This is a genomic window from Streptomyces sp. NPDC091376 (assembly GCF_044757085.1).
In the GTDB taxonomy this organism is placed as follows: domain Bacteria; phylum Actinomycetota; class Actinomycetes; order Streptomycetales; family Streptomycetaceae; genus Streptomyces; species Streptomyces pratisoli.
Genome location: NZ_JBIVUF010000001.1, coordinates 94,254 through 114,621, shown reverse-complemented (window position 1 = coordinate 114,621; position 20,368 = coordinate 94,254). Strand labels below are relative to the sequence as shown.

Below are 20,368 nucleotides of genomic sequence, written 5' to 3'. Positions count from 1 at the left end.
CGCCGTAGCCCCAACACCCTTGCGAAGAGGGATGGTTGAGGGATTGATCAAGTGGTGAACTTGCGTCGTGTCCCGGCCGCGCGGACGTGGTCGCCGAGTGCGGTGTGGACCGCGGCCGCCCGCCGGTACCACGTGTCGGCGCCCGGCTGCTCGCCCTGTGCCAGCAGGTTGTCGCCGATCGCCTCCGCCGCGGCCGCCACACCCATGGCGTGGCCCGCGCGTTCGAAGGCGGCCAGCGCCGCGTGGTGCAGCTCGGCACCGGCTCCGTACGCGCCGCGGTGCTCCTCCAGGAAGCCCAGCTCGCGCAGGGTCCACCCCTCCCCCGCCGTGTCACGGTCGTTGCGCGGCCGGGTGCGGTGGACGGCGAGGGCGGAGTGCAGATGGCGCTCTGCGGGGACGAGACTGCCGGCCTGGACGTAGGCCGAGCCGAGGTGCCGGCGGGCGTCGGCGACGTAAACGGGGTCGTCGCCGCGCTGGGCGAGCAGGGGCAGTGCCCGCTCCAGGCAGTCGATCGCCTCGTCGGGGCGGCGCCGGTCGAGATGCAGGGCGCCGAGGCCGCACAGGACCTCCGCCTCGCCCGTCGTGTCGCCCGCTTCGCGGCAGCCGTCCAGGGCGGTGCGGAACTCCCGCAGCGCCTCCTCGTATCGGCCCGCGCTGCGCAGCGCGCTGCCCAGGAGGCGGCGGGTCCGGATCTGCTCGGCCCGCTCGGCGCGAGTGGCCGCGCGGCGCCGCACGGCGAGCGCCATCCGCAGATGGTCCACGGCCTGGTCGAGCCGTCCTTCGTGCGCGTAGGCGGCGCCCAGGCCGCGCAGGGCGTCGGCCGTCCAGCCCTGTTCGCCGCAGCGGCGGGCGGCGTCCAGGACGGCGGCCCACATGGCGATGCGCGGGAGCTGACCGGGGTGGTCCCACAGCCGGCGGTCGGCGGCGACGGCGAGTCGATGGGCGGGGCGGTGCAGCCCTTCGCGGACGCCCGCCCGTACGAGGAGGGAGATGGTGGACTGTTCGGCGCAGCCCCACGGGCGGGTGCCGGGCTCGCAGGCGTCGTCGGTGTACGCGTCCAGGATGCGTTCGAGGGCGGCGCGGCGGTCGCCGGGAGCGGTGTCGCGTTCGAGCCGTTCGGCGGCGAAGCGGCGGACCAGGTCGTGCAAGCGGTAGCCGTCCGGGCCTGCGGGGAGGAGGAGTTGGGCAGCGGTGAGGCGCTCGAGTCCCGTGTGGGCGGCGGGCAGGTCCCAGGCCGCCGCCGCGGCGGCGATGCGCGCGGTGAACCGGGCGCCGGGGTGGGCGCCGAGGCTCCGCAGCAGATGGCGGTCGGCGGTGGCGAGCGCGTCGAAGCCGGTTTCGAAGGCGGCGCGGACGGCGACGTCGCCGATGTGCAGAGCGTCGAGGCGGGCGCGTTCGCGGACGATCCGGACGGCTGCTTCGCGCGGCCGGCCGCCTGCCGCGGCGGCGATGCGCACGGCGAGGGGCACCGCGCCACACGCGCGAACGAGAGCGTCGGCCCGGTGCGGTCCGGGGGCCGGGATCCGCCCGCCATCGCCCCGGCTTCGCCCGGGTGGAGGCCCGTTGTCCCGCGCGAAGGCTGTCCGTTCCCCTGCGGCCACGCTCGCGAGGAGGGCGACCGCGTCCGGCTCGGCGAGGGCGCCCAGGCGGACCGGGGTCGCTTCGGGAAGGCCGGTGAGGGCGTCGCGGCTGGTGATCAGGGCGAGGCAGTGCTCCCCGCCGGGCAGCAGCGGGCGGACCTGTGCGGCGTCGGCGGCGTCGTCGAGGAGCAGCAGGACGCGGCGGCCTGCGGTGCGGCTGCGCAGGCGGGCGGCCAGGGCGGCGGGGTCGCCGGTCCGCTCCTCCGCGGGCGCGCCGAGGGCACCGAGGAGGCGGGCCAGTACGGCGGCGGGCGCGGCCGGGTCGCCGCAGCCGGCGCCGAGGTCGGCGTACACCTGGCCGTCCGGGAAGAGGGGCCGCAACTCGTGTGCGAGACGGATCGCGAGCGTGGACTTGCCGAGGCCGGGGGCGCCGGTGACGGCGATGGCGCGCCGGCCTTCGTGGACGAGACGCAGAAGGCTGTCGATCTCGGCGAGGCGACCGGCGAAGTCACCTATGGGCAAAGGGAGTTGGAACGATCCGGGATCCGGGCCCGAAGGGCCTGGCACGCTCGGCGCCGGGGCCCTCGACCGCCGTTGCCGTACGGCGAGGAGCGTGGTCACGGCGGCGGCGAGCAGCACCGGCAGCAGCGTCGATCCGGTGACCATCGCGGCAGTCGCGTGAGTACGCAGCACAGTTCCCCCGTCCCGGTCCCGCTTCCCCGTTCCGTCCTTCCGCCCGCCCGGCGCCCTGGTCCCCGCTCACGCCGTACGTGTTCGCCCATTCTGCCCCCGCCCCGGCCCCGCGGACCCCGATCGGGAGCCCGGGATCGAAGACCGCGCCACGGACGACCGCGCCACGGAGAGCGGGGCCGGGCGACCGGGACCGGGCGAACGGGGAGCGGCCGGGACCGGGGACCAAGGCCCGGACGTCAGGCCAGTGCCGCCGCCAGCAGCTCGGCCGTCCTCGCCACGAGCGGGTCGTCCGCCGGAGCGTCGGGGACGTGCTTGGTCGTCAGGACGGCCAGCACGACCGGCACCCGGTCCGGGGTCCAGGCGATGCCCACATCGTTGTTGGTGCCGTACGAGCCGCCGCCGGTCTTGTCCGCGAGGGTCCAGTCCTTGGGGAGCCCGGCACGGAAACGTGCCCCGCTGGTCGTGTTGTTCAGCAGCCACCCGGTCAGCCGCTGCCGGTCCCGCCGTACGAGAGCGTCGCCGAGGACGAGACGCGTGTACGTACCGGCGATGTGACGCGGGTCGGTGGTGTCCTCGACGCGCCACGGCTCGGCCGAGTTCAGCTCGGGTTCCCACCGGTCGAGCCGGGTCACGCCGTCGCCGAGCGAGCGGGCGAAGCCGGTGATCGCCCTCGGGCCGCCGAGCTCGCGGAGCAGCAGGTTGGCGGCGGCGTTGTCGCTGTGGCGGATGGCGGCGTCGCACAGTTCGTCGACGGTCATGCCGTGGGCGAGGTTCTCGCTCCTGCCGGTGATCGGGGCGTAGCCCGACTTCTCGGTCTCCTCGGCGGTGTACCGCAGGCGCTTGCCGAGGAACTCGCCGTCGCGGTCGAGGTCGCGCAGGACGGCCGCGACGGCGAGCGTCTTGAACACCGAGCACATCGGGAAGCGTTCGTCGGCGCGATGGAGCACGGTCGCGCCCGTTCTCAGGTTGCGCGCGAACACCCCGAGCCGGGCGGAGTGCTCCCGTTCGAGCGCGGACAGCTGCTCGCTCAACTCCTCGGTCCGCCCCTCGCCCCGCCGCCGGGAGGCGCCTGCGCGGGCAGGCGCGTCGTCGCCGCGCGCGGACGGGGCCGCCGTCGCGCCCGGAGGCAGCGCGACGGCCAGCGCCGCCCCGGCGCCGGCGGCCAGCAGCGCTCGACGGGTCCGCTGTGCGCGTAGGGCTCGTACGGATTCCATGGGTGTGTTCCCCTTCCGCATTCGTTCTCCTTCCGGCGACCTGGTCACTGTTCAGGATGCGGCTGCGGCCCGATCGGTTACACCCCGGGAACGATCAGGCCCGACTCGTAGGCGACGATGACGAGTTGGGCCCGGTCGCGGGCGCCGAGCTTGCCCATGATGCGGCTGACGTGGGTCTTCGCGGTGAGCGGGCTGAGGCCGAGGCACTCGGCGATCTCCGTGTTGCCCAGGCCGCGGGCGACCAGGGCGAGGACCTGGCGTTCACGTCCGGACAGACCGTCCGGGCCGCCCGCCGTCAGGGCGGCCGGGGTGGCCGGGGCGGCGAGGACGCGGGCGATGAGTCGGGCGGTGGGGCCCGGCGAGAGCAGGGCCTCGCCCGCGGCGACGGTCCGGATCGCGGCGAGCAGATCGGCCGGTCTGATGTCCTTCACGAGAAAGCCGGAGGCGCCCGCGCGCAGGGCCTCCAGGATGTGGTCGTCGGTGTCGTACGTGGTGAGGACGAGGACCTTGACGCCGGCGAGGTCGTCGTCGGCGGCGATGAGGCGGGTGGCCTCGATACCGTCGAGTTCGGGCATGCGGATGTCCATGACGACGACGTCGGCCCGTGCGGAGCGGGCGAGTTCGACGGCCTCGCGGCCGGTCCCGGCCTGGCCGACGACCTCCATGCCGGGGTCGGAGTCGACGAGCATGGCGAACGAGGCGCGGACGAGGTTCTGGTCGTCGGCGAGCAGGACGCGGATCGGGCCGGTCACGCCAGGGCCTCCCGTGCGGTGAGCGGCAGGTCCGCCGCGACCTCGAACCCGCCTCCGTCGCGCGGGCCCGCCGACAGTGTGCCTCCCGCGCTGCGGGCACGCTCGCGCATGCCGGGTACGCCGTAGCCCGAACCGGCGGTTCCGCCGGGCGCGTTGCCGTCGTCGGTGACGCGGACGAGGAGACGTCCGGCGGCCGGGTCCGGTGCGAGGGTGACCGTGACGTTCGCGCCCGGACCCGCGTGGCGCACGGCGTTGGTGAGGGACTCCTGGACGATGCGGTAGACGGCGGCGCCGGTGGCGGGCGGGACGCCGATGTCCGTGGCGGGCATGGCGAGTTCGGCCCCGGCGGCCCGTACGAGCGCGGGCAGCGCGTCCAGTCCGGGCAGCGGGCCGTGCGACGGGTCCTCGTCCTCGTCACCGTCCTCGCTCGCCCGGAGCACCTGGAGCGTGGCGCGCAGTTCACCGCGCGCGGTACGGCAGGTCTCCGCGATCTCGTCGAGCGCGGCGGCGACGGCGTCGCGGTCGAGCCGTTCCGGGTCGACGGTGAGGATGTGCGCGGCGACGGACGTGCGCACGCCGATGACGGTGATGCTGTGGGCGAGGAGGTCGTGCAGGTCGCGTGCGATACGGAGGCGTTCCTCGGCGACGCGGCGGGCGGCCTCCTCCTCACGGGTGCGTTCCGCTCGTTCGGCGCGTTCGACGACGGAGGCGATGTAGCGGCGGTAGACGCGGACGTCCACACCGAAGATCAGCACGGCGAGGATCCAGCCGGTGGTGCGCAGCGCTTCCAGGCCCTCGTGGGCGCCGACGCCGAACATCACCGTCAGGGCGGTGCCGATGACGCCGGCCCCGACGAGGAACGTGTGCCGGGGGCGGGCGGTGGAGGCCACGGTGTAGAGGGCCAGCAGTGATCCGGGAACGGGTGCGGCATGGGTGTTGTCGAGCGCGTGGTACGGCACGATGCACGCGATCACGGCGAACAGGACGAGCAGCGGACGGCTGCGGCGCCACGCCAGCGGCACGACGCTGCCGGCGAGGAGGGCCCAGCCGAGGGCGTCGGGGGCCCGTCCGTCGCGCACGACGAGCACGAGCGCGACGGCGAGGGCGCCGGTGGCGGCGGCGATGAGGGCGTCGTTGCGGAGCCGGTGCGGGGCGGTGAGCGGGTCACGGCTGACGGCGGCGAGCACGCGGTACCCGAGCCTCGGCGGGTTGCTCTTCTCGTGCTGGTCCACGGGGTCATCCTCCGGGATGGGGACATCGGGCGGCTCCGGCGGGGGTGGGCGGCGGCGCGGGCGGGCACGGCCCCCGCCGGAGGCGTTCGTCGTTCCCGGGGCGGCTCTGTTTCCGGACGGCCCTACTTCCGGGACAGCCTTCCGGGCCACCACACCGCGCGGCCGAGCAACAGGCTCGCGCTCGTCACCAGATAGGTCCGTACGAGGAAGGTGTCCAGCAGGACGCCCACGGCGACGATGAAGCCCATCTCGACGAGCGCGACCAGGGGCAGGTTCATCAGGACCGCGAAGGTGGCCGCGAGCACGAGGCCCGCCGAGGCGATGACGCCGCCCGTCGTCCGCAGCGCGGTCAGGGCCGCGGCCGTGGGGTCCGCGCCGAGGAGGGCTTCCTCCCGCATCCGGTGCATCAGGAAGATGCCGTAGTCGACGCCGAGGGCGACGAGGAACACGAAGGACAGCAGCGGCAGGCTGGGGTCGAAGCCCTCGAAGCCGAGGAGCGGCCCGAAGACCAGCCCGCCGAGGCCCATGGCGGCGCCCCAGACGGCGACGACCGCGACGATGAGGATCAGCGGGGCGACGATGCTGCGCAGCAGGGCGACGAGGACGATCAGGACGGCCGCGAGGACCAGCGGGACGACGACGATCCGGTCACGCTCGTTGGTGTCCTCCAGATCGAGTTGCTGGGCGCTCGTCCCGCCGACGTGGGCGCCGTCCAGTGCGGCACGCAGGGCCTTGATCGTCGTTGTCTCGCCGGCGGTCTCCGGCGCGTCCTCGGCGAAGACCGACAGCTCCGTCCATCCGTCGGCGCTGCGTCCGCGCTCGGCCGTCGCCACCCCGTCGGTCGCGCGGGCCTCGGCGAGTGCCCGGTCGGCGGTGGCGGTGGGTGTGACGACGCTGATCGGCTGGCTGCTGCGGTCGGGGAAGGCGCCGGCCAGTTTCTGCATGGCGGAGACGGACTCGGGGCGGTCGGTGAAGCCGTCCTCGTTCTTGAGGGTGCCGGGCAGGTTGAACGCGCCGAGCGAGAGTGCCCCGAGGAGCGCCGCGCCGGCGATGAGGACGGCGAGCGGGCGGCGGCCGGCGGAGCTGCCCATCACGGCGAACAGGCTGCGGCGCCGCGTGGCCTCGCTCCCGTGACGGGGGACCAGCGGCCAGAACACCCGGCGGCCGAGGAGGACGAGGACGGCGGGCAGCAGCGTCAGCATCGCGGCGAGCGCGCACACCACGCCGACCGCGCCGACGGGACCGAGTCCGCGGGCGCTGTTGAGGTCGGCGGCGAGCAGGCACAGCAGGCCCGCGGCGACGGTCCCGCAGGAGGCGAGGACGGCGGGGCCGCAGCCGCGCAGCGCGGCGCGCATGGCGTCGTACGGGTGGGGGACGCGCCGGAGTTCCTCTCGGTAGCGGGCGACCAGGAGCAGCGCGTAGTCGGTGCCCGCGCCGAAGACGAGGACGGTCATGATGCCGCCGCTCTGGCTGGTGACGGTGAGGCCGAAACCCTGGACCAGACCGTGGACGACGGCCCGGCTGGTGACGGCGGCGGCGCCGACGACGAGCAGCGGGACGAGCCACAGGAACGGGCTGCGGTAGGTGAGGACCAGCAGGACGGCGACGACGAGGACGGTCGCGATCATCAGGGTGCCGTCGATGGTCTCGAAGACGTCCTCCATGTCGGTCTGCAGGGCGCTCGGTCCGCCGACCTCGACGGTCAGTCCTTCACCACCGGAGACCTCGGCCCGTACGTCCTCGACGAACGCGGCCCGGGCCTTCTCGTCGTTGCCCGGCTCGGTCGAGGACACGGGGAACATCAGGGTGGCGCCGTCGGCCGCGGGTACGCCCCTGGGTTCGGCGGTCAGTTCGTGCGCCGCGGCGATCCTGGCGGCCTGGTCCTGCGCGGTCCTCCGGTCGGCGGCGGTCAGGCCGCCCTCGCGCTGGTAGACGAGGACGAGTTGGGTGCTCTCGCCGCCGGGGAGGTCCTGCTGGATCCTGGCGACCTGGGTGGAGTCCGCGCCCGCCGGCAGGTAGTCCACGATGTTGTCGCGCTGCACGTCGCCGAGCTTGCCCGCGAAGGGTGTCGCGACGGCGAGGACCGCGACCCACAGGGCGAGGACGGCCCAGGGCAGCACCGGGCGGCCGCGGCGGCGCTCCACCGTCCCGGGAGCGGGCGGCGGTGCCGCGTCGTGCGTGGTGGTCGGGGCCCCCATCTCGGGCCTCCCTCCGGCGAGGTGGTCTGGACGGATCCAGACTCCCGTCGGGGGAAGGTCGATGCGTCGCGCTGAGGGGCGAGCTGTGCGCTACTGCCGGGGTGGGCGGTGGCGTGCCGTTGCTCCCCGGGGAGTAGTGGCGTACTGCGGCGGTACTACGGCGACGGTGTGCGGGCCGCAGCCAGCAGCCGCGCCGTGTCGTCGGCGCGCAGCTGCAGCGCGTTCCCCACCGTGGTCAGTACGTCCCGTTCCGCCGGGATGTAGGGCCCGTCGGCGAGGGCGATACCCGCTCCCTGCAGCAGGATCGACTCCCGTCCCGACGGGGCGAGATGGGGGGTGAGCGGCTCCAGCGCCTCGTGGAGTTCGATGGCGAGGGCGGCGCCGCACGGGCCGGCGTCGGTGATGAAGCGCCCGGTGTCGGCGGCGAGGGCCTCGACCATCGTGGTCAGCTGGTCCTCGGTGCAGTCGCTGAACCCGGCGGCGCGGACCGTGGCGACCGCGGTCTGCCGGACCGTGCGGGACGAGGTGCCGCCGGCGGCGAGGACGGCGAGGGCGACCGTGTGCACGGCGTCGCGGAGCATCGCGGAGAAGCGGGCGGTGGTGGGGTGGTCGAGGGCCTCGGTGCCGAAGTGGGTGTGGCAGGCGGCGCATTCGACGACCGGGCCGGCGTGGCCGCGCGGCAGGACGGGGACGCCGAGGAAGGTGAAGCGGCGGCGGCCGGTGCGGCGGCGGTAGTTGCGGTCGCCTCCGCAGTCGGGGCAGAAGAACTCGCCGTCACCGATCGTGCTCCATGACGTGCGTACACCGAAGACACGACGGCGACGATGGCCGTGGATGCGCGGTTTTCGGCCGCTCTGTCCTCGGACTGGCCGCACTTCGCACCTCCGTAGCCTTCGGCAACATTGCCGCGTTGACGTGATGTTAGCCACATCGGTGAGGTGACGTCAGTACCCCGGCGGTACATCACCCGGACATGGCCGAACCCCGCCCCTCGGCAGGGGCGGGGTTCGGTGCCGCGGGCGGCGGGGTCGTCAGCGGGCGGCGCGGTTGACGGCCGAGATGACCGCCTTCAGCGAGGCGCGTGTGGTGTTGGCGTCGATGCCGATGCCCCACAGGACCTTTCCGTCGATGGCGCACTCGATGTACGAGGCTGCCTGCGCGGACGCGCCCTCGCTCATCGTGTGCTCCTGGTAGTCCAGCAGCCGGGCGTCGACGCCGATGGCGTTCAGCGCGTCGAAGAAGGCCGAGATCGGTCCGTTGCCGGAACCGGTCAGGACGGTGTCGGTACCGTCGACGACCGCCTCGACGGTCAGTGTGTCGGTGCCGTCGGTGTCGGACGTGGTCTGGCCGGAACGCAGCTGGATGCGGCCCCACGCGTTGTCCGGGTTGGGCAGGTACTCGTCGCGGAAGACCGACCAGATCTCCTTCGGCGTGACCTCGCCGCCCTCGGCGTCGGTCTTGGCCTGAATGATGCGGGAGAACTCGATCTGCATCCGGCGCGGCAGGTCCAGCTTGTGGTCGTTCTTCAGGACGTAGGCGATTCCGCCCTTGCCCGACTGCGAGTTGACGCGGATGACCGCCTCGTAGGAGCGGCCGACGTCCTTGGGGTCGATCGGCAGGTACGGGACGGCCCACTCGATCTCGTCGACCGTCCGGCCCTGAGCGGCCGCGTCGGCCTCCATGGCGTCGAAGCCCTTCTTGATGGCGTCCTGGTGGGAGCCGGAGAAGGAGGTGTAGACCAGATCGCCCGCGTAGGGGTGGCGCGGGTGGATCTCCATCTGATTGCAGTACTCGCTGGTGCGACGGATCTCGTCGATCTGCGAGAAGTCGATCTGCGGGTCGACGCCCTGGGAGAACAGGTTCATGCCCAGGGTGACCAGGTCGACGTTGCCGGTGCGCTCGCCCTGGCCGAACAGGCAGCCCTCGATACGGTCGGCGCCCGCCATGATCGCCAGCTCGGCGGCGGCCACGGCCGTGCCGCGGTCGTTGTGCGGGTGCACGGACAGGCAGACGTACTCGCGGCGGGTCAGGTTGCGGGCCATCCACTCGAAGCGGTCCGCATGGGTGGACGGCGTCGAACGCTCCACGGTGGCGGGCAGGTTCAGGATGATCTCGCGGCCGGGTCCGGGCTGCCACACGTCGCAGACGGCCTCGCAGACCTCCAGGGCGAAGTCCAGCTCGGTGTCGGTGAAGATCTCCGGGCTGTACTGGTAGCCGAAGGCCGTCTCCTCGCCCAGGAGTTTGTCCGCGTACTCCATCACCAGCCGGGTGCCGTCGACGGCGATCTGCTTGATGTCGTCCTTGGAGCCGCGGAAGACGACGCGGCGGAAGGTCGGGGCCGTCGCGTTGTACAGGTGCACGGTGGCGCGCTCGGCGCCGACGATCGACTCGACGGTCCGCTCGATCAGGTCCTCACGGGCCTGGGTCAGCACGGAGATGGTCACGTCGTCCGGGATCGCGCCCTCTTCGATGATCGAGCGGACGAAGGCGAAGTCCGTGTCGCCGGAGGAGGGGAAGCCGACCTCGATCTCCTTGTAGCCCATGCGGACCAGCAGGTCGAACATCTCGCGCTTGCGGGCGGGCGACATGGGGTCGATGAGGGCCTGGTTGCCGTCACGCAGGTCGGTGGACAGCCAGCGCGGCGCACTGGTGATCCGCTTCTCGGGCCAGGTGCGGTCCGGGATGTCCACGGCCTCGTACCTGCCGTACTTGTGGACCGGCATACCGGACGGCTTCTGGCTGTGCGTCGTGTTCGTGATCGGCGTGGGCCGGCCGATCCACTGCGACTGAGACATTGCGTAGGGCTCCTCGGGGTCCTCTGTGGGGACGGCCGACTGGGTCGCTCTGTGTCGAAGCAGCACCTGACTCCGCGGGGAGGGGGTCGGCCTACGACTACAGGCCCTCGCCGCGGCAGCTAAGAAGAAGCAGCCCGAAACGCATGATGCGGACGAGCCTAGCTGAGCTTCGGCGTGAGCGCCGGTCCCGTTTCAGTATGCGGGATGACCGATCAGTAACGGGCAAATGTGACAGATCACCCAATTTACCTAATCATCGTCGCTTCCAGTGACAGCCACATGACTCGGTGCCACATTGCCAGACATGGACTCCTTCATGCCCGTCTTCTGCGGCATCGTGCCTCCGCACCTGCTCGACAAGCTCGCCCGGGCCGGTGACCCGGCCGTCGCCGCCGCGGCCCGCCGCACCCTGGTCGCGGACGCCGCCCACCGCACCGGCCGCCGGCTGACCACCGTCGTCGGCGCCCCCGCCCCCGCGCAGGCCGTCGAGGAGGGCCCGCAGCGGACCGTCTACGACGCCCAGCACAGGACGGTGCTGCCCGGCACCAAGGTGCGCTCCGAAGGCGGCGAGCCCGTCCGGGACGCCACGGTCAACCGCGCGTACGCGGGCCTCGGCGCGACGTTCGAGCTGCTGCTGACCGCGTACGGACACGACTCGATCGACGGCGGCGGGCTGCCGCTCGACGCGACCGTCCACTACGACGAGAACTACGGCAACGCCTTCTGGAACGGCGAGCAGATGGTGTTCGGCGACGGGGACGGGGAGATCTTCCTCGACTTCACCGTGGCCGTCGACGTCATCGCCCACGAGCTGGCACACGGCTTCACCCAGCACTCGGCGAACCTCACCTACTTCGGCCAGCCGGGCGCCCTGAACGAGTCCGTCTCCGACGTCTTCGGCTCGCTGGTGAAGCAGTACACCCTCGACCAGACCGCCGACGAGGCCGACTGGCTGATCGGCGCCGGGCTGCTCGCACCCCAGGTCAGCGGGGTGGCGCTGCGGTCGATGAAGGCACCGGGCACGGCGTACGACGACGATGTGCTCGGCAAGGACCCGCAGCCCGCGACGATGGACGACTACGTCCGCACCGGCCGGGACAACGGAGGCGTCCACATCAACTCCGGCATCCCCAACCACGCCTTCCACCTGCTCGCCACCCAGCTCGGCGGCAAGGCGTGGGAGCGGGCCGGGCAGATCTGGTACGACACGATGACCTCGGGGAAGCTGCAGGTCGACGCGTCGTTCACGGACTTCGCCAAGGAGACGGTCGCGGCCGCGGCGGCCCGCTACGGTCAGGGCACGGAGCACGAGGCGGTCGTCAAGGCCTGGTCCCAGGTGGGCGTGGTGACCGGCTGAGGCGGATCGGCCCGGGAGGGGCTGGACAGGACGCATGCGCATTCGAGTGCGACGCACCGGTGGATTCGCCGGCATCGAGAAGGTCGCCGAGGTGGACACCGCCGGCCGGCCCGATGCCCAGGAGTGGCACGCCCTGGCCGAAGCGGCCGTGAAGAGCGGCCGGGGCACGCCGCCGGTGGGGGTGCCGGACGGATTCCAGTACCAGCTGACGGTCGACGGGAGGACGGTGTACTGCGCCGATCCACGGCTCACCGAGGAGCAGCGCACGCTGATCTCGATGGTGCTGAAGCAGGGGGCGTAGCGGTCCGCCGGGCCCCGTGACGCAACGGTGCCGCCGGGCGGACCCGGCGGCACCGTGAGCGACGCGGAGACGGTCAGAAACCGAGCTTGCGCAGCTGCTTCGGGTCCCGCTGCCAGTCCTTCGCGACCTTCACGTGCAGATCGAGGAAGACGGGCGTACCCAGCAGCGCCTCGATGTGCTTGCGGGACTTGGTGCCGACCTCCTTGAGGCGGCTGCCCTTCGGGCCGATGATGATGCCCTTCTGGCTGGGGCGCTCGATGTAGACGTTGGCGTGGATGTCGAGGAGCGGCTTGTCCGCCGGGCGGTCCTCGCGCGGCAGCATCTCCTCGACGACGACCGCGATGGAGTGCGGCAGTTCGTCCCGTACGCCTTCGAGCGCGGCCTCGCGGATCAGCTCGGCGACCATGACCTGCTCGGGCTCGTCGGTGAGATCGCCCTCCGGGTAGAGCGGCGGGCTCTCGGGCATCAGCGGGACGAGGAGGTCACCGAGGAGCGCGACCTGCTTGTCGCCGACGGCCGAGACCGGGACGATCTCCGCCCATTCGATGCCGACCTCCTTGCCGAGCTGGTCGACGGCGATCAGCTGCTCGGCGAGGGTCTTGGAGTCCACCAGGTCGGTCTTCGTCACGATCGCGACCTTCGGGGTCTTCTTGATCCCCGCCAGCTCCTTGGCGATGAAACGATCCCCCGGGCCGACCTTCTCGTCGGCCGGCAGGCAGAAGCCGATCACGTCGACCTCGGCCCAGGTGGTCCGTACGACGTCGTTGAGCCGCTCACCGAGCAGGGTGCGCGGCTTGTGCAGACCGGGCGTGTCCACGAGGACGAGCTGGGCGTTGAGATCGGGGCGGTGCACGATGCCCCGGACGGTGTGGCGCGTGGTCTGCGGCTTCTTCGAGGTGATCGCCACCTTCTGCCCGACCAGAGCGTTCGTGAGGGTGGACTTGCCCGCGTTGGGACGGCCGACGAAGCAGGCGAAGCCGGCGCGGTGCGGGGCCTCGGATCCAGGGGTGTGAACGCTCATGCGGGACATTCTCCCCGATCCGCGGGGCTCTCACGTACCGCGTGCCGTCCGGGCCCGCAGCCGCAGCCACACGAACGCGCCGGCACCCCCCGTGAGCAGGACGACCGCGACCAGCCAGGGCAGGGCGAAGAAGGACACCGCACCGGACTCGCGGACGTCGCGTGCGCTCGCCGTCAGGGTCACTTCGCCCCAGTCGAGCTGCGGTGCGCCCGCCCATCTCTCGGTGAGCCGGATCTTCTGGCGCGGCAGCAGTTCGCCGGGGATCCGCTTCAGCTCGCGGGCCAGGAGCGTGCGGCCGAACAGGCCTTCGGCACGGAGGGCGACCTTCGGGTTGAGGGTGACGTTGCCGCGGTTGTGCAGCGTGTACGAGACGAGCGCGCTGCTGTCGCCGGTGCCGGGCACGAGCGGTGTGTCCGGGGCGTAGGTCACGTCCTCGACCGACAGCGCGGCCATGGTCGGGCCGTTCACCCGGAGGTAGACGCGCGCGCCGACCGCCCGCCGGACGCCGACCGCGACGGATCCGGATCCGGCCGCGACGCGCTCGTCGAGGGCGACCAGGGCGCCCGGGTGGTCACCGGGCTCGGCGTTCTCGGGGACGGTGAGGGTGTAGGGGACGGTGACGGAGGAGCGCGCGGGGACGGTGACCCGGTCGCGTTCCGGCTTCGCCCAGGCGCCGACGCCGCGCTGCCGCTCGTCCTGGGTGCGTACGGCGAAGCCGCCGTCCCGTGCCGTGTTGTACGCGTCGGCGGCGTAGAGCCGGAAGGTGAGCGGGGTGGCGGTCTTGTTGGTGACGGTGACCTTGTCGGTGAGCCTGGTGCCGGGGTCGGCGGAGAGATAGAAGTACGGGCGGCCGCCGAGCGCGGAGGCGGCGGGCTCGACGGACCACTCGCCGTTGTCGGCGGCGTGGGAGGTGCCCGGTGCGGCGTACAGGAGCAGGAGCGCGATCACGGCCAGGAGCGGTGCGGACGGTCTTCGCACGGTGCGGAACCCCCGGGGTAGGGGCGGGTCGGCCGGTGCGGGCCGACCCGCCGTGGCTGTCAGGTGAGGGTGAGGGTCAGCACACCGGTGTAGGCGCCGGGGGCCGTGAACGCCGGGACGTCCAGTGCCACCTTCGCGCCGACGGTGAACTCACCGCCGGTCATCGCCCCGTTGGGCGTGGCCGCCAGGGTCGCTCCGGCGCTGCCGACGACGCCCGCGGAGCCCGCCGCGCAGGTACTGGGACTGCCCGCCTTGGTGCTGCAGGAGGGGGTCCAGCTCAGCTTGCCGGCGTCGATCTTTCCGCCGGGCCCGCTGAAGTCGGTGACCCTGCCGGTCAGGGACCAGCCCGCGGGGCCGCCGCGGAAGTCCTTGACCGTGACCGCGTTCAGGTCCCCGGTCGAGGAGCCGCCCTGGCCGAAGTCGACGGATGTCAGCTGAACGCTGTCGCCGGCCTGGGTCATGGACAGGGTGCCGCTCGCCACGAGGGTGTTGAGCTGCTGGCTGAGCGGGGGAACGTCCCCGACGAGGGTGTACGCGGCCGGGCCCGCGCCCTTCGCCGGATCCCAGCCCGAGCCCTCGAACGCCACGATGCCGACGGTCGCCGGATCGTTGATCTTCGGCCGGAAGGTGAAGCCGCCCGTGGCCGTCGACTTGGAGGTGAGCTTGTCGGCGGTCGGCGCGGAGCCGTTCCAGCCGGCGACGGTGACATCGGTGTTCGGCGTGAACCCGGCGCCGGTGACGGTCACCCGGTCACCGGGCTTCCCGGAGGCCGTGCCGAGCGTGATGGTGCGCTCGTTCACCGGGCCGCCGTCGTCCGTCGCGACGACCGTCTCGGAGACGGGCGCCGGCGGATTCGTCACCGTGCAGGGGGTGTCCAGCTCGAGGACGTAGCTGGTGTGGATGTTGTAGTCGCCGGGCGACAGCTTGATCTCGCCGGGCGCGGTGACCGTGAAGGTGCCGGTCATCTCGAACGGCGGGAACTCGCCCAGGCCCGGCACGGGCGGGTTCTTCTTGGGCCCGGTGACCGTGACGGAGCCGGACTGGGCGCCGGTCAGGGTCACTTTGCCGGTCGGGGTCATGATGTCGGCGGGCAGCGCGATGTTGACGGGGTTGCCTGCCGCCGGCTTGGTGACCTTGTAGGTCACCGTGACGGTGTCGCCGACCTTCGGGGCGGCGTTGTCGACGGTGATCTGGGCGGTGGTGGTGCCGTCGATCGGCGGGATGCCGGCGATGGGCGGCGGCACGCAGTGCGTGGGGAAGTCCACCGACACCGATGCCGTCGCGGACGCCGTCGCCAGGGCGCCGGCCGACGGTGCCGTCACTCCCGCGCCGGCGACCGCGAGCGCGGTCACCCCCAGTGCTGCGGCCCAGCGGCGTCTTCGCCCGGCGGATCCTCGGTCGGCAGATCTTCGGCTCGACGGACCTGCTGTTGCCATGGTTACCCCCTCCTGAAGGTGTGGGCGCGGCAGCTCTTCCGTACGTCCGCGCCTTCGGGCGGCCATTGACGGCCGGTGGGCGGAAGAAGTCAATGGAATCGAAATGTCCCAACTGATGGCCCATCAGATACTGTTAACTTCGCCGCGCCTGCGGGACGATGACACTCACCGGATGACAGAAAACCGGCGCGGGGCCGCTGCCGCCGATTGGTGCGGCGGCAGCGGCCGTTGCGTTTCGGTTCCGGATCAGTCGGCGACGAACGGGCCGGGCGACTGCGATGTGACCGCCTCGCAGGGAACCGTCGTACCGAAGATCTCCAGCGTGAGGCCGGGACCGCCGAAGTACGAGTCCAGGGAGTCACCGGGAGCGAAGCTCGCGGTGCTCGTCAGGGGCCCGCTGTTGAACGGGCTGAACGCCGGGATCGCCGGGTTGGAGCTGCCCGAGAACGTGGCGGTTCCCGAGCCGTTGAGGGACAGGACGAGTGTGGTGGTCGCGTCGCCCGCCCCGATGGGCAGCGGTGTCACGACGGACGTGGCCACCGTGATGGTGATGCTGCCGCCCGACTGCACGGCGTGGAGGTTGGCGTCGCCACCGCCGAAGCCACCGCAGTCGTAGTCCGCCGTGGCGTCCGCCGGCTGCACCGCCATCGCCGCCGGGGCGAACGCCAGGCCGCTCACGGCCAGAGCCCCCACGGCCAGCGCCGTACCGATACCGAACCTGCTGCGTCTCATTCGGTTCCCCTTCCCTTGTCAGGGAGTTGTCGTATGCCGCACGAGGGCGCACCGATCCGCGCAGTGGGGTCCCACCGGACCCGCCGACCGGTCTACGGGCATGCGGGCACGGCTCTGCAGGGGCTGCGTGGAAGGTGTGCGCGGACCGTCCGTGGGCGGGGGTGCGCGCCGCACGGAGGGGAGGACGGCCGAGACGGTACGGGACTGCGGCTCGCGCCCCGCACCCGGCCGCCCGGCGTATCTGACGGTCCGTCGGATAACTGCTGTTCATTGATACGCAGCCGAGCGGCGATTGCAAGGGAAAGTCCCCTGGTTTCTTCAGGGACTTGAGAGACGTTTGCTACTGACCGGTGGGTAGGCGGACGCGTCCCGACGGCACCGGCGGCGGCCCGTCAGCCGGCCTGGACCGAGAGCCGCACCGTGCCGTCCGGGCCCGCCAGCACGACCGGGGTGTCCGGGCCGCCCAGGTCGCGCACCGCCGCGCGGTCCGCCTCCGGCACGGCCTCGGCCTCGGTGACGACCGCCGCGGCCTCCAGGGACTTCGCGCCGCTCGCCACCGCCATCGCGACCGCGGTCTGCAGGGCGCTGAGCTTCAGCGAGCTGAGGTCCACGGTGCCCGCGACGTACGTACGACCCGTCTCGTCGCGCACGGCGGCGCCCTCGGGCACACCGTTGCGGGCCCTGGCGGAACGGGCCAGGGTGACGATCTTGCGGTCCTCGGGGCCGAGTCCGGCGCTCTGGGGGTCGGTGCTCTGCGTCATGGCCCGAGCATAGGCCAGGGCACCGGCCCCGCCGCCGGTCAGGGCCGGTCGGCGCGGGTCACCGGCCGCAGGTCAGGGGCGGTCGAGACGCAGCCGCTGCGCCTTCGTCAGGCCCGCCACGACCAGGTCGTACGAGTCCTCGATGAGCTCGCGGACCATCCGGGCCGGGAGCTCGCCCACCGACACCGTGTTCCAGTGGCGCTTGTTGAGGTGGTAGCCGGGGACGATCGCCGGGTGCTCGGCGCGCAGCCGTACCGCCTCGTCCGGATCGCACTTGAGCGAGACCGTCAGCGGAGTAGCCTCCAGGTCGGTGATGGCGAACAGCTTCCCCTCGACCTTGAAGACCGAGTACTCGGGCCCGAACGGGAACTCCTCCACCGCCGCGTTCTGTGCGAGACACAGAGCCTTGAGCCGGTCGGGCCTCACGCGGGCTCCACCAGCACCGTGACGATCTTGTTCCGCCTGCCGGCCGGTGACTCGGCGGTCAGCCGGAGGGAGCGGCCGTCGGGCAGGTCGACCAACGCGCTCGCGCCGGCGATCGGGACGCGGCCGAGGAACTTGGCGAGCAGTCCGCCGACGGTCTCGACGTCCTCGTCGTCGAAGGCGTCGAGACCGAACAGCTCCCCGAGGTCGCCGATGTCGAGACGGGCGGTGACGCGGTAGCGGGAGTCGCCGAGCTCCTCGACGGGAGGCAGTTCGCGGTCGTACTCGTCGGTGATCTCGCCGACGATCTCCTCCAGGATGTCCTCGATGGTGACGATGCCCGCCGTGCCACCGTACTCGTCGATGACGACCGCGACATGGTTGCGTTCCTGCTGCATCTCGCGCAGGAGGTCGCCCGCGTTCTTGGTGTCGGGGACGAAGGTGGCCGGGCGCATGGCCGTGGAGACCAGCTCGGCCTCGGCGTCCCGCTTGATGTGCGTCTTGCGGACGAGGTCCTTGAGATACACCATGCCGACGATGTCGTCCTCGTTCTCCCCGGTGACGGGGATGCGGGAGAAGCCGGAGCGCAGGGCGAGGGTGAGGGCCTGGCGGATGGTCTTGTAGCGCTCGATGCAGACGAGGTCCGTCCGCGGCACCATGACTTCCCGCACGAGGGTGTCGCCGAGTTCGAAGACGGAGTGCACCATCTTGCGCTCGTCGGCCTCGATCAGCGACTCCTGCTCGGCGAGGTCGACCATGGCGCGCAGCTCGGCCTCGCTCGCGAACGGGCCCTTCGCGAAGCCCTTGCCCGGGGTCAGCGCGTTGCCGACGAGGATCAGCAGCTGCGGGACCGGGCCCATGATCCGGGCGAGCGGCAGCAGGACGTACGCGGCTGCGGTCGCCGTGTTCAGCGGGTGCTGGCGGCCGATGGTGCGCGGGGAGACACCGACGGCGACGAAGGACACGAGGACCATCACGCCGATGGCGACGGCCAGCGCCTCCCAGGTCTCGGGGAACTCCTTCAGACAGGCGTAGGTGACGAGCACGCCGGCCGCCATCTCGCAGGAGACCCGCACCAGCAGGGCCACGTTGAGATAGCGGGTGGGGTCGGAGGCGACCTGCACGAGCCGGTCCGCGCCGCGCCGTCCGGAGCGCACGGCCTCGGCGGCGCGGAAGCTGGAGACCCTGGCGATACCGGCCTCGGCGCACGCCGCCAGCCAGGCGACGATGACGAGCGCGACCGCGCCGATGACGAGTGGGGCGCTCATGAGACGGTCGGCGCCGGGGACGGACCCGTCAGGCCCTTCTCCGCCCGCCAGCCGTCGACGATCGCGGCCTGCAGACCGAACATCTCGGCGCGCTCGTCGGTCTCCTCGTGGTCGTAACCGAGCAGGTGCAGCACTCCATGGACGGTGAGGAGCTGGAGCTCCTCGTCCATGGAGTGCTGGGTGGGTGCTTCCTCGCCCTGCTTCTGGGCCACCTCGGGGCACAGGACGATGTCGCCGAGGAGCCCCTGCGGGGGCTCCTCGTCGTCCTTGACCGGCGGGCGCAGCTCGTCCATGGGAAAGGACATGACATCCGTGGGGCCCGGCAGGTCCATCCACTGGATGTGGAGCTGCTCCATGGCGTCGGTGTCCACAACGATCACCGAGAGCTCGGACAGCGGGTGGATACGCATCCTGGCGAGCGCATAGCGGGCGATGTCGAGGATCGCCTGCTCGTCGATCTCGGTGCCGGACTCGTTGTTGACGTCGATCGACATGGTGCTGACCGGTTCACTTCCCGTTGGTGCCGTTACGGCTGTCGTACTCCTCGTACGCGTCGACGATACGGCCGACGAGCCTGTGCCGGACGACATCCTGTGACGTCAGCAGGGAGAAGTGCACATCCGGGACCCCGTCCAGGATGTCCCGGACCTGGCGAAGACCGCTCTTGGTGCCGCCGGGCAGGTCGACCTGGGTGACGTCACCGGTGATGACGATCTTCGACTCGAAGCCGAGACGGGTCAGGAACATCTTCATCTGTTCCGGATTCGTGTTCTGCGCCTCGTCGAGGATGATGAACGCGTCGTTGAGCGTGCGGCCTCGCATGTACGCCAGCGGCGCGACCTCGATCGTGCCCGCCGCCATGAGGCGGGGGATCGAGTCCGGGTCGATCATGTCGTGCAGTGCGTCGTAGAGCGGCCGCAGATACGGGTCGATCTTCTCGTAGAGCGTACCGGGCAGGAAGCCGAGGCGCTCGCCGGCCTCGACGGCGGGCCGGGTCAGGATGATCCGGTTGACCTGCTTGGACTGGAGCGCCTGGACGGCCTTGGCCATCGCGAGGTACGTCTTGCCCGTGCCGGCGGGGCCGATGCCGAAGACGACGGTGTGCTTGTCGATCGCGTCGACGTAGCGCTTCTGGTTGAGGGTCTTGGGGCGGATGGTGCGGCCGCGGCTGGAGAGGATGTTCTGCGTGAGAACTTCGGCCGGGGTCTCGTCCGGCCCGGTCCCGTTCTCGCTCGCCCTGAGCATGGCGATCGAGCGTTCCACTGCGTCCTCCGTCATCGGCTGTCCGGTGCGGAGCACCAGCATCATCTCGTCGAACAGGCGCTGGATGAGGGCGACTTCCCGCTCGTCGCCGACCGCGCTGACCTCATTGCCCCGGACATGGATGTCGGCCGCCGGGAAGGCCTTCTCGATCACGCGCAGCAGGGCGTCGCCCGAACCGAGAACGGTCACCATCGGGTGCTTGGCGGGGACGGTGAACTGGGCTCGTGCCTGCCCCGGCGCTGGGGTGGCCTCCACGCCCGCGGGGCGTAGGGGGCGGGTCTGGGCGTTGGGTGTCTGAGTCATGGGCCGGCTCTGTGGCCTGCACATACCTCCCGTTGCAGGGTTCTCGCTGCTCGACAACCTC

General features: G+C 72.0%; 18 protein-coding genes. 2 read left to right on the top strand and 16 right to left on the bottom strand.

Features of this window, described 5'->3' with window-relative positions; translation table 11 throughout:
* Nucleotides 1-47: 47 nt before the first annotated feature.
* The 7 genes from ACIQMR_RS00450 to leuA all read right to left on the bottom strand — a co-directional run bounded on the left by ACIQMR_RS00450 (nucleotide 48) and on the right by leuA (nucleotide 10,464).
* Nucleotides 48-2,273: a tetratricopeptide repeat protein gene (locus ACIQMR_RS00450; protein ID WP_401381150.1), complete on the bottom strand. Its 2,226-nt coding sequence runs from the start codon at nucleotides 2,271-2,273 to the stop codon at nucleotides 48-50.
* 236 nt (nucleotides 2,274-2,509) lie between these two features.
* Complete coding sequence (gene bla / locus ACIQMR_RS00445; protein WP_401381147.1) at nucleotides 2,510-3,487, bottom strand: class A beta-lactamase; 978 nt, start codon at nucleotides 3,485-3,487, stop codon at nucleotides 2,510-2,512.
* Nucleotides 3,488-3,564: 77 nt separating this feature from the next.
* Nucleotides 3,565-4,239, bottom strand: coding sequence for a response regulator (locus tag ACIQMR_RS00440; protein WP_401381145.1), 675 nt, complete (start codon nucleotides 4,237-4,239; stop codon nucleotides 3,565-3,567).
* Nucleotides 4,236-5,471, bottom strand: a complete 1,236-nt coding sequence (locus tag ACIQMR_RS00435) for a sensor histidine kinase (RefSeq protein ID WP_401381142.1) — start codon at nucleotides 5,469-5,471, stop codon at nucleotides 4,236-4,238. Before ACIQMR_RS00435 ends, ACIQMR_RS00440 begins: the two co-directional genes overlap by 4 nt.
* A 122-nt stretch (nucleotides 5,472-5,593) precedes the next feature.
* Complete coding sequence (locus ACIQMR_RS00430) at nucleotides 5,594-7,669, bottom strand: MMPL family transporter (RefSeq protein WP_401381139.1); 2,076 nt, start codon at nucleotides 7,667-7,669, stop codon at nucleotides 5,594-5,596.
* A gap of 155 nt (nucleotides 7,670-7,824) precedes the next feature.
* A complete protein-coding gene (locus tag ACIQMR_RS00425) occupies nucleotides 7,825-8,544 on the bottom strand; it encodes a TerB family tellurite resistance protein (RefSeq protein ID WP_401381137.1) in 720 nt (239 codons plus the stop codon).
* 156 nt (nucleotides 8,545-8,700) lie between these two features.
* Nucleotides 8,701-10,464, bottom strand: coding sequence for a 2-isopropylmalate synthase (leuA, locus tag ACIQMR_RS00420; protein WP_401381135.1), 1,764 nt, complete (start codon nucleotides 10,462-10,464; stop codon nucleotides 8,701-8,703).
* A 304-nt stretch (nucleotides 10,465-10,768) separates the two neighbouring features.
* Between leuA and ACIQMR_RS00415 the strand changes: the two genes are divergently transcribed.
* Nucleotides 10,769-11,821, top strand: a complete 1,053-nt coding sequence (locus ACIQMR_RS00415) for a M4 family metallopeptidase (RefSeq protein ID WP_401381132.1) — start codon at nucleotides 10,769-10,771, stop codon at nucleotides 11,819-11,821.
* Nucleotides 11,822-11,855: 34 nt separating this feature from the next.
* A complete protein-coding gene (locus ACIQMR_RS00410; protein WP_401381130.1) occupies nucleotides 11,856-12,122 on the top strand; it encodes a protealysin inhibitor emfourin in 267 nt (88 codons plus the stop codon).
* Nucleotides 12,123-12,195: 73 nt separating this feature from the next.
* Here the strand turns inward: ACIQMR_RS00410 and era are convergent, their stop codons facing one another.
* The 9 genes from era to ACIQMR_RS00365 form a co-directional block, all read right to left on the bottom strand.
* The gene (gene era / locus ACIQMR_RS00405; RefSeq protein ID WP_358667414.1) at nucleotides 12,196-13,152 is read right to left on the bottom strand and encodes a GTPase Era; all 957 of its coding nucleotides are present in this window, start codon (nucleotides 13,150-13,152) and stop codon (nucleotides 12,196-12,198) included.
* A 21-nt stretch (nucleotides 13,153-13,173) separates the two neighbouring features.
* Entirely contained in the window at nucleotides 13,174-14,121 is a 948-nt protein-coding gene (locus ACIQMR_RS00400) for a WxL protein peptidoglycan domain-containing protein (RefSeq protein ID WP_401381128.1), read from the bottom strand.
* A gap of 59 nt (nucleotides 14,122-14,180) precedes the next feature.
* Nucleotides 14,181-15,557: a beta-xylosidase gene (locus ACIQMR_RS00395; RefSeq protein ID WP_401381125.1), complete on the bottom strand. Its 1,377-nt coding sequence runs from the start codon at nucleotides 15,555-15,557 to the stop codon at nucleotides 14,181-14,183.
* A 246-nt stretch (nucleotides 15,558-15,803) separates the two neighbouring features.
* Complete coding sequence (locus tag ACIQMR_RS00390; RefSeq protein WP_401381122.1) at nucleotides 15,804-16,289, bottom strand: hypothetical protein; 486 nt, start codon at nucleotides 16,287-16,289, stop codon at nucleotides 15,804-15,806.
* Nucleotides 16,290-16,681: 392 nt separating this feature from the next.
* Entirely contained in the window at nucleotides 16,682-17,050 is a 369-nt protein-coding gene (locus tag ACIQMR_RS00385) for a cytidine deaminase (protein ID WP_401381120.1), read from the bottom strand.
* Nucleotides 17,051-17,122: 72 nt separating this feature from the next.
* Complete coding sequence (locus tag ACIQMR_RS00380; protein ID WP_401381118.1) at nucleotides 17,123-17,476, bottom strand: MmcQ/YjbR family DNA-binding protein; 354 nt, start codon at nucleotides 17,474-17,476, stop codon at nucleotides 17,123-17,125.
* Complete coding sequence (locus ACIQMR_RS00375; RefSeq protein WP_401381115.1) at nucleotides 17,473-18,741, bottom strand: hemolysin family protein; 1,269 nt, start codon at nucleotides 18,739-18,741, stop codon at nucleotides 17,473-17,475. The genes ACIQMR_RS00380 and ACIQMR_RS00375 overlap by 4 nt, the downstream gene beginning before the upstream one ends.
* A complete protein-coding gene (gene ybeY / locus ACIQMR_RS00370; RefSeq protein ID WP_358667420.1) occupies nucleotides 18,738-19,235 on the bottom strand; it encodes an rRNA maturation RNase YbeY in 498 nt (165 codons plus the stop codon). Before ybeY ends, ACIQMR_RS00375 begins: the two co-directional genes overlap by 4 nt.
* 13 nt (nucleotides 19,236-19,248) lie before the next feature.
* Nucleotides 19,249-20,307, bottom strand: coding sequence for a PhoH family protein (locus ACIQMR_RS00365; protein WP_401381113.1), 1,059 nt, complete (start codon nucleotides 20,305-20,307; stop codon nucleotides 19,249-19,251).
* Nucleotides 20,308-20,368: the final 61 nt, after the last annotated feature.

Coding starts and splice junctions, on each gene's coding strand:
- bla (WP_401381147.1), bottom strand. CDS start 3,487: ATGGAATCCGTACGAGCCCTACGCGCACAGCGGACCCGTCGAGCGCTG.
- ACIQMR_RS00430 (WP_401381139.1), bottom strand. CDS start 7,669: ATGGGGGCCCCGACCACCACGCACGACGCGGCACCGCCGCCCGCTCCC.
- leuA (WP_401381135.1), bottom strand. CDS start 10,464: ATGTCTCAGTCGCAGTGGATCGGCCGGCCCACGCCGATCACGAACACG.
- ACIQMR_RS00415 (WP_401381132.1), top strand. CDS start 10,769: ATGGACTCCTTCATGCCCGTCTTCTGCGGCATCGTGCCTCCGCACCTG.
- ACIQMR_RS00410 (WP_401381130.1), top strand. CDS start 11,856: ATGCGCATTCGAGTGCGACGCACCGGTGGATTCGCCGGCATCGAGAAG.
- era (WP_358667414.1), bottom strand. CDS start 13,152: ATGTCCCGCATGAGCGTTCACACCCCTGGATCCGAGGCCCCGCACCGC.
- ACIQMR_RS00395 (WP_401381125.1), bottom strand. CDS start 15,557: ATGGCAACAGCAGGTCCGTCGAGCCGAAGATCTGCCGACCGAGGATCC.
- ACIQMR_RS00390 (WP_401381122.1), bottom strand. CDS start 16,289: ATGAGACGCAGCAGGTTCGGTATCGGTACGGCGCTGGCCGTGGGGGCT.
- ACIQMR_RS00385 (WP_401381120.1), bottom strand. CDS start 17,050: ATGACGCAGAGCACCGACCCCCAGAGCGCCGGACTCGGCCCCGAGGAC.
- ACIQMR_RS00375 (WP_401381115.1), bottom strand. CDS start 18,741: ATGAGCGCCCCACTCGTCATCGGCGCGGTCGCGCTCGTCATCGTCGCC.
- ybeY (WP_358667420.1), bottom strand. CDS start 19,235: ATGTCGATCGACGTCAACAACGAGTCCGGCACCGAGATCGACGAGCAG.
- ACIQMR_RS00365 (WP_401381113.1), bottom strand. CDS start 20,307: ATGACTCAGACACCCAACGCCCAGACCCGCCCCCTACGCCCCGCGGGC.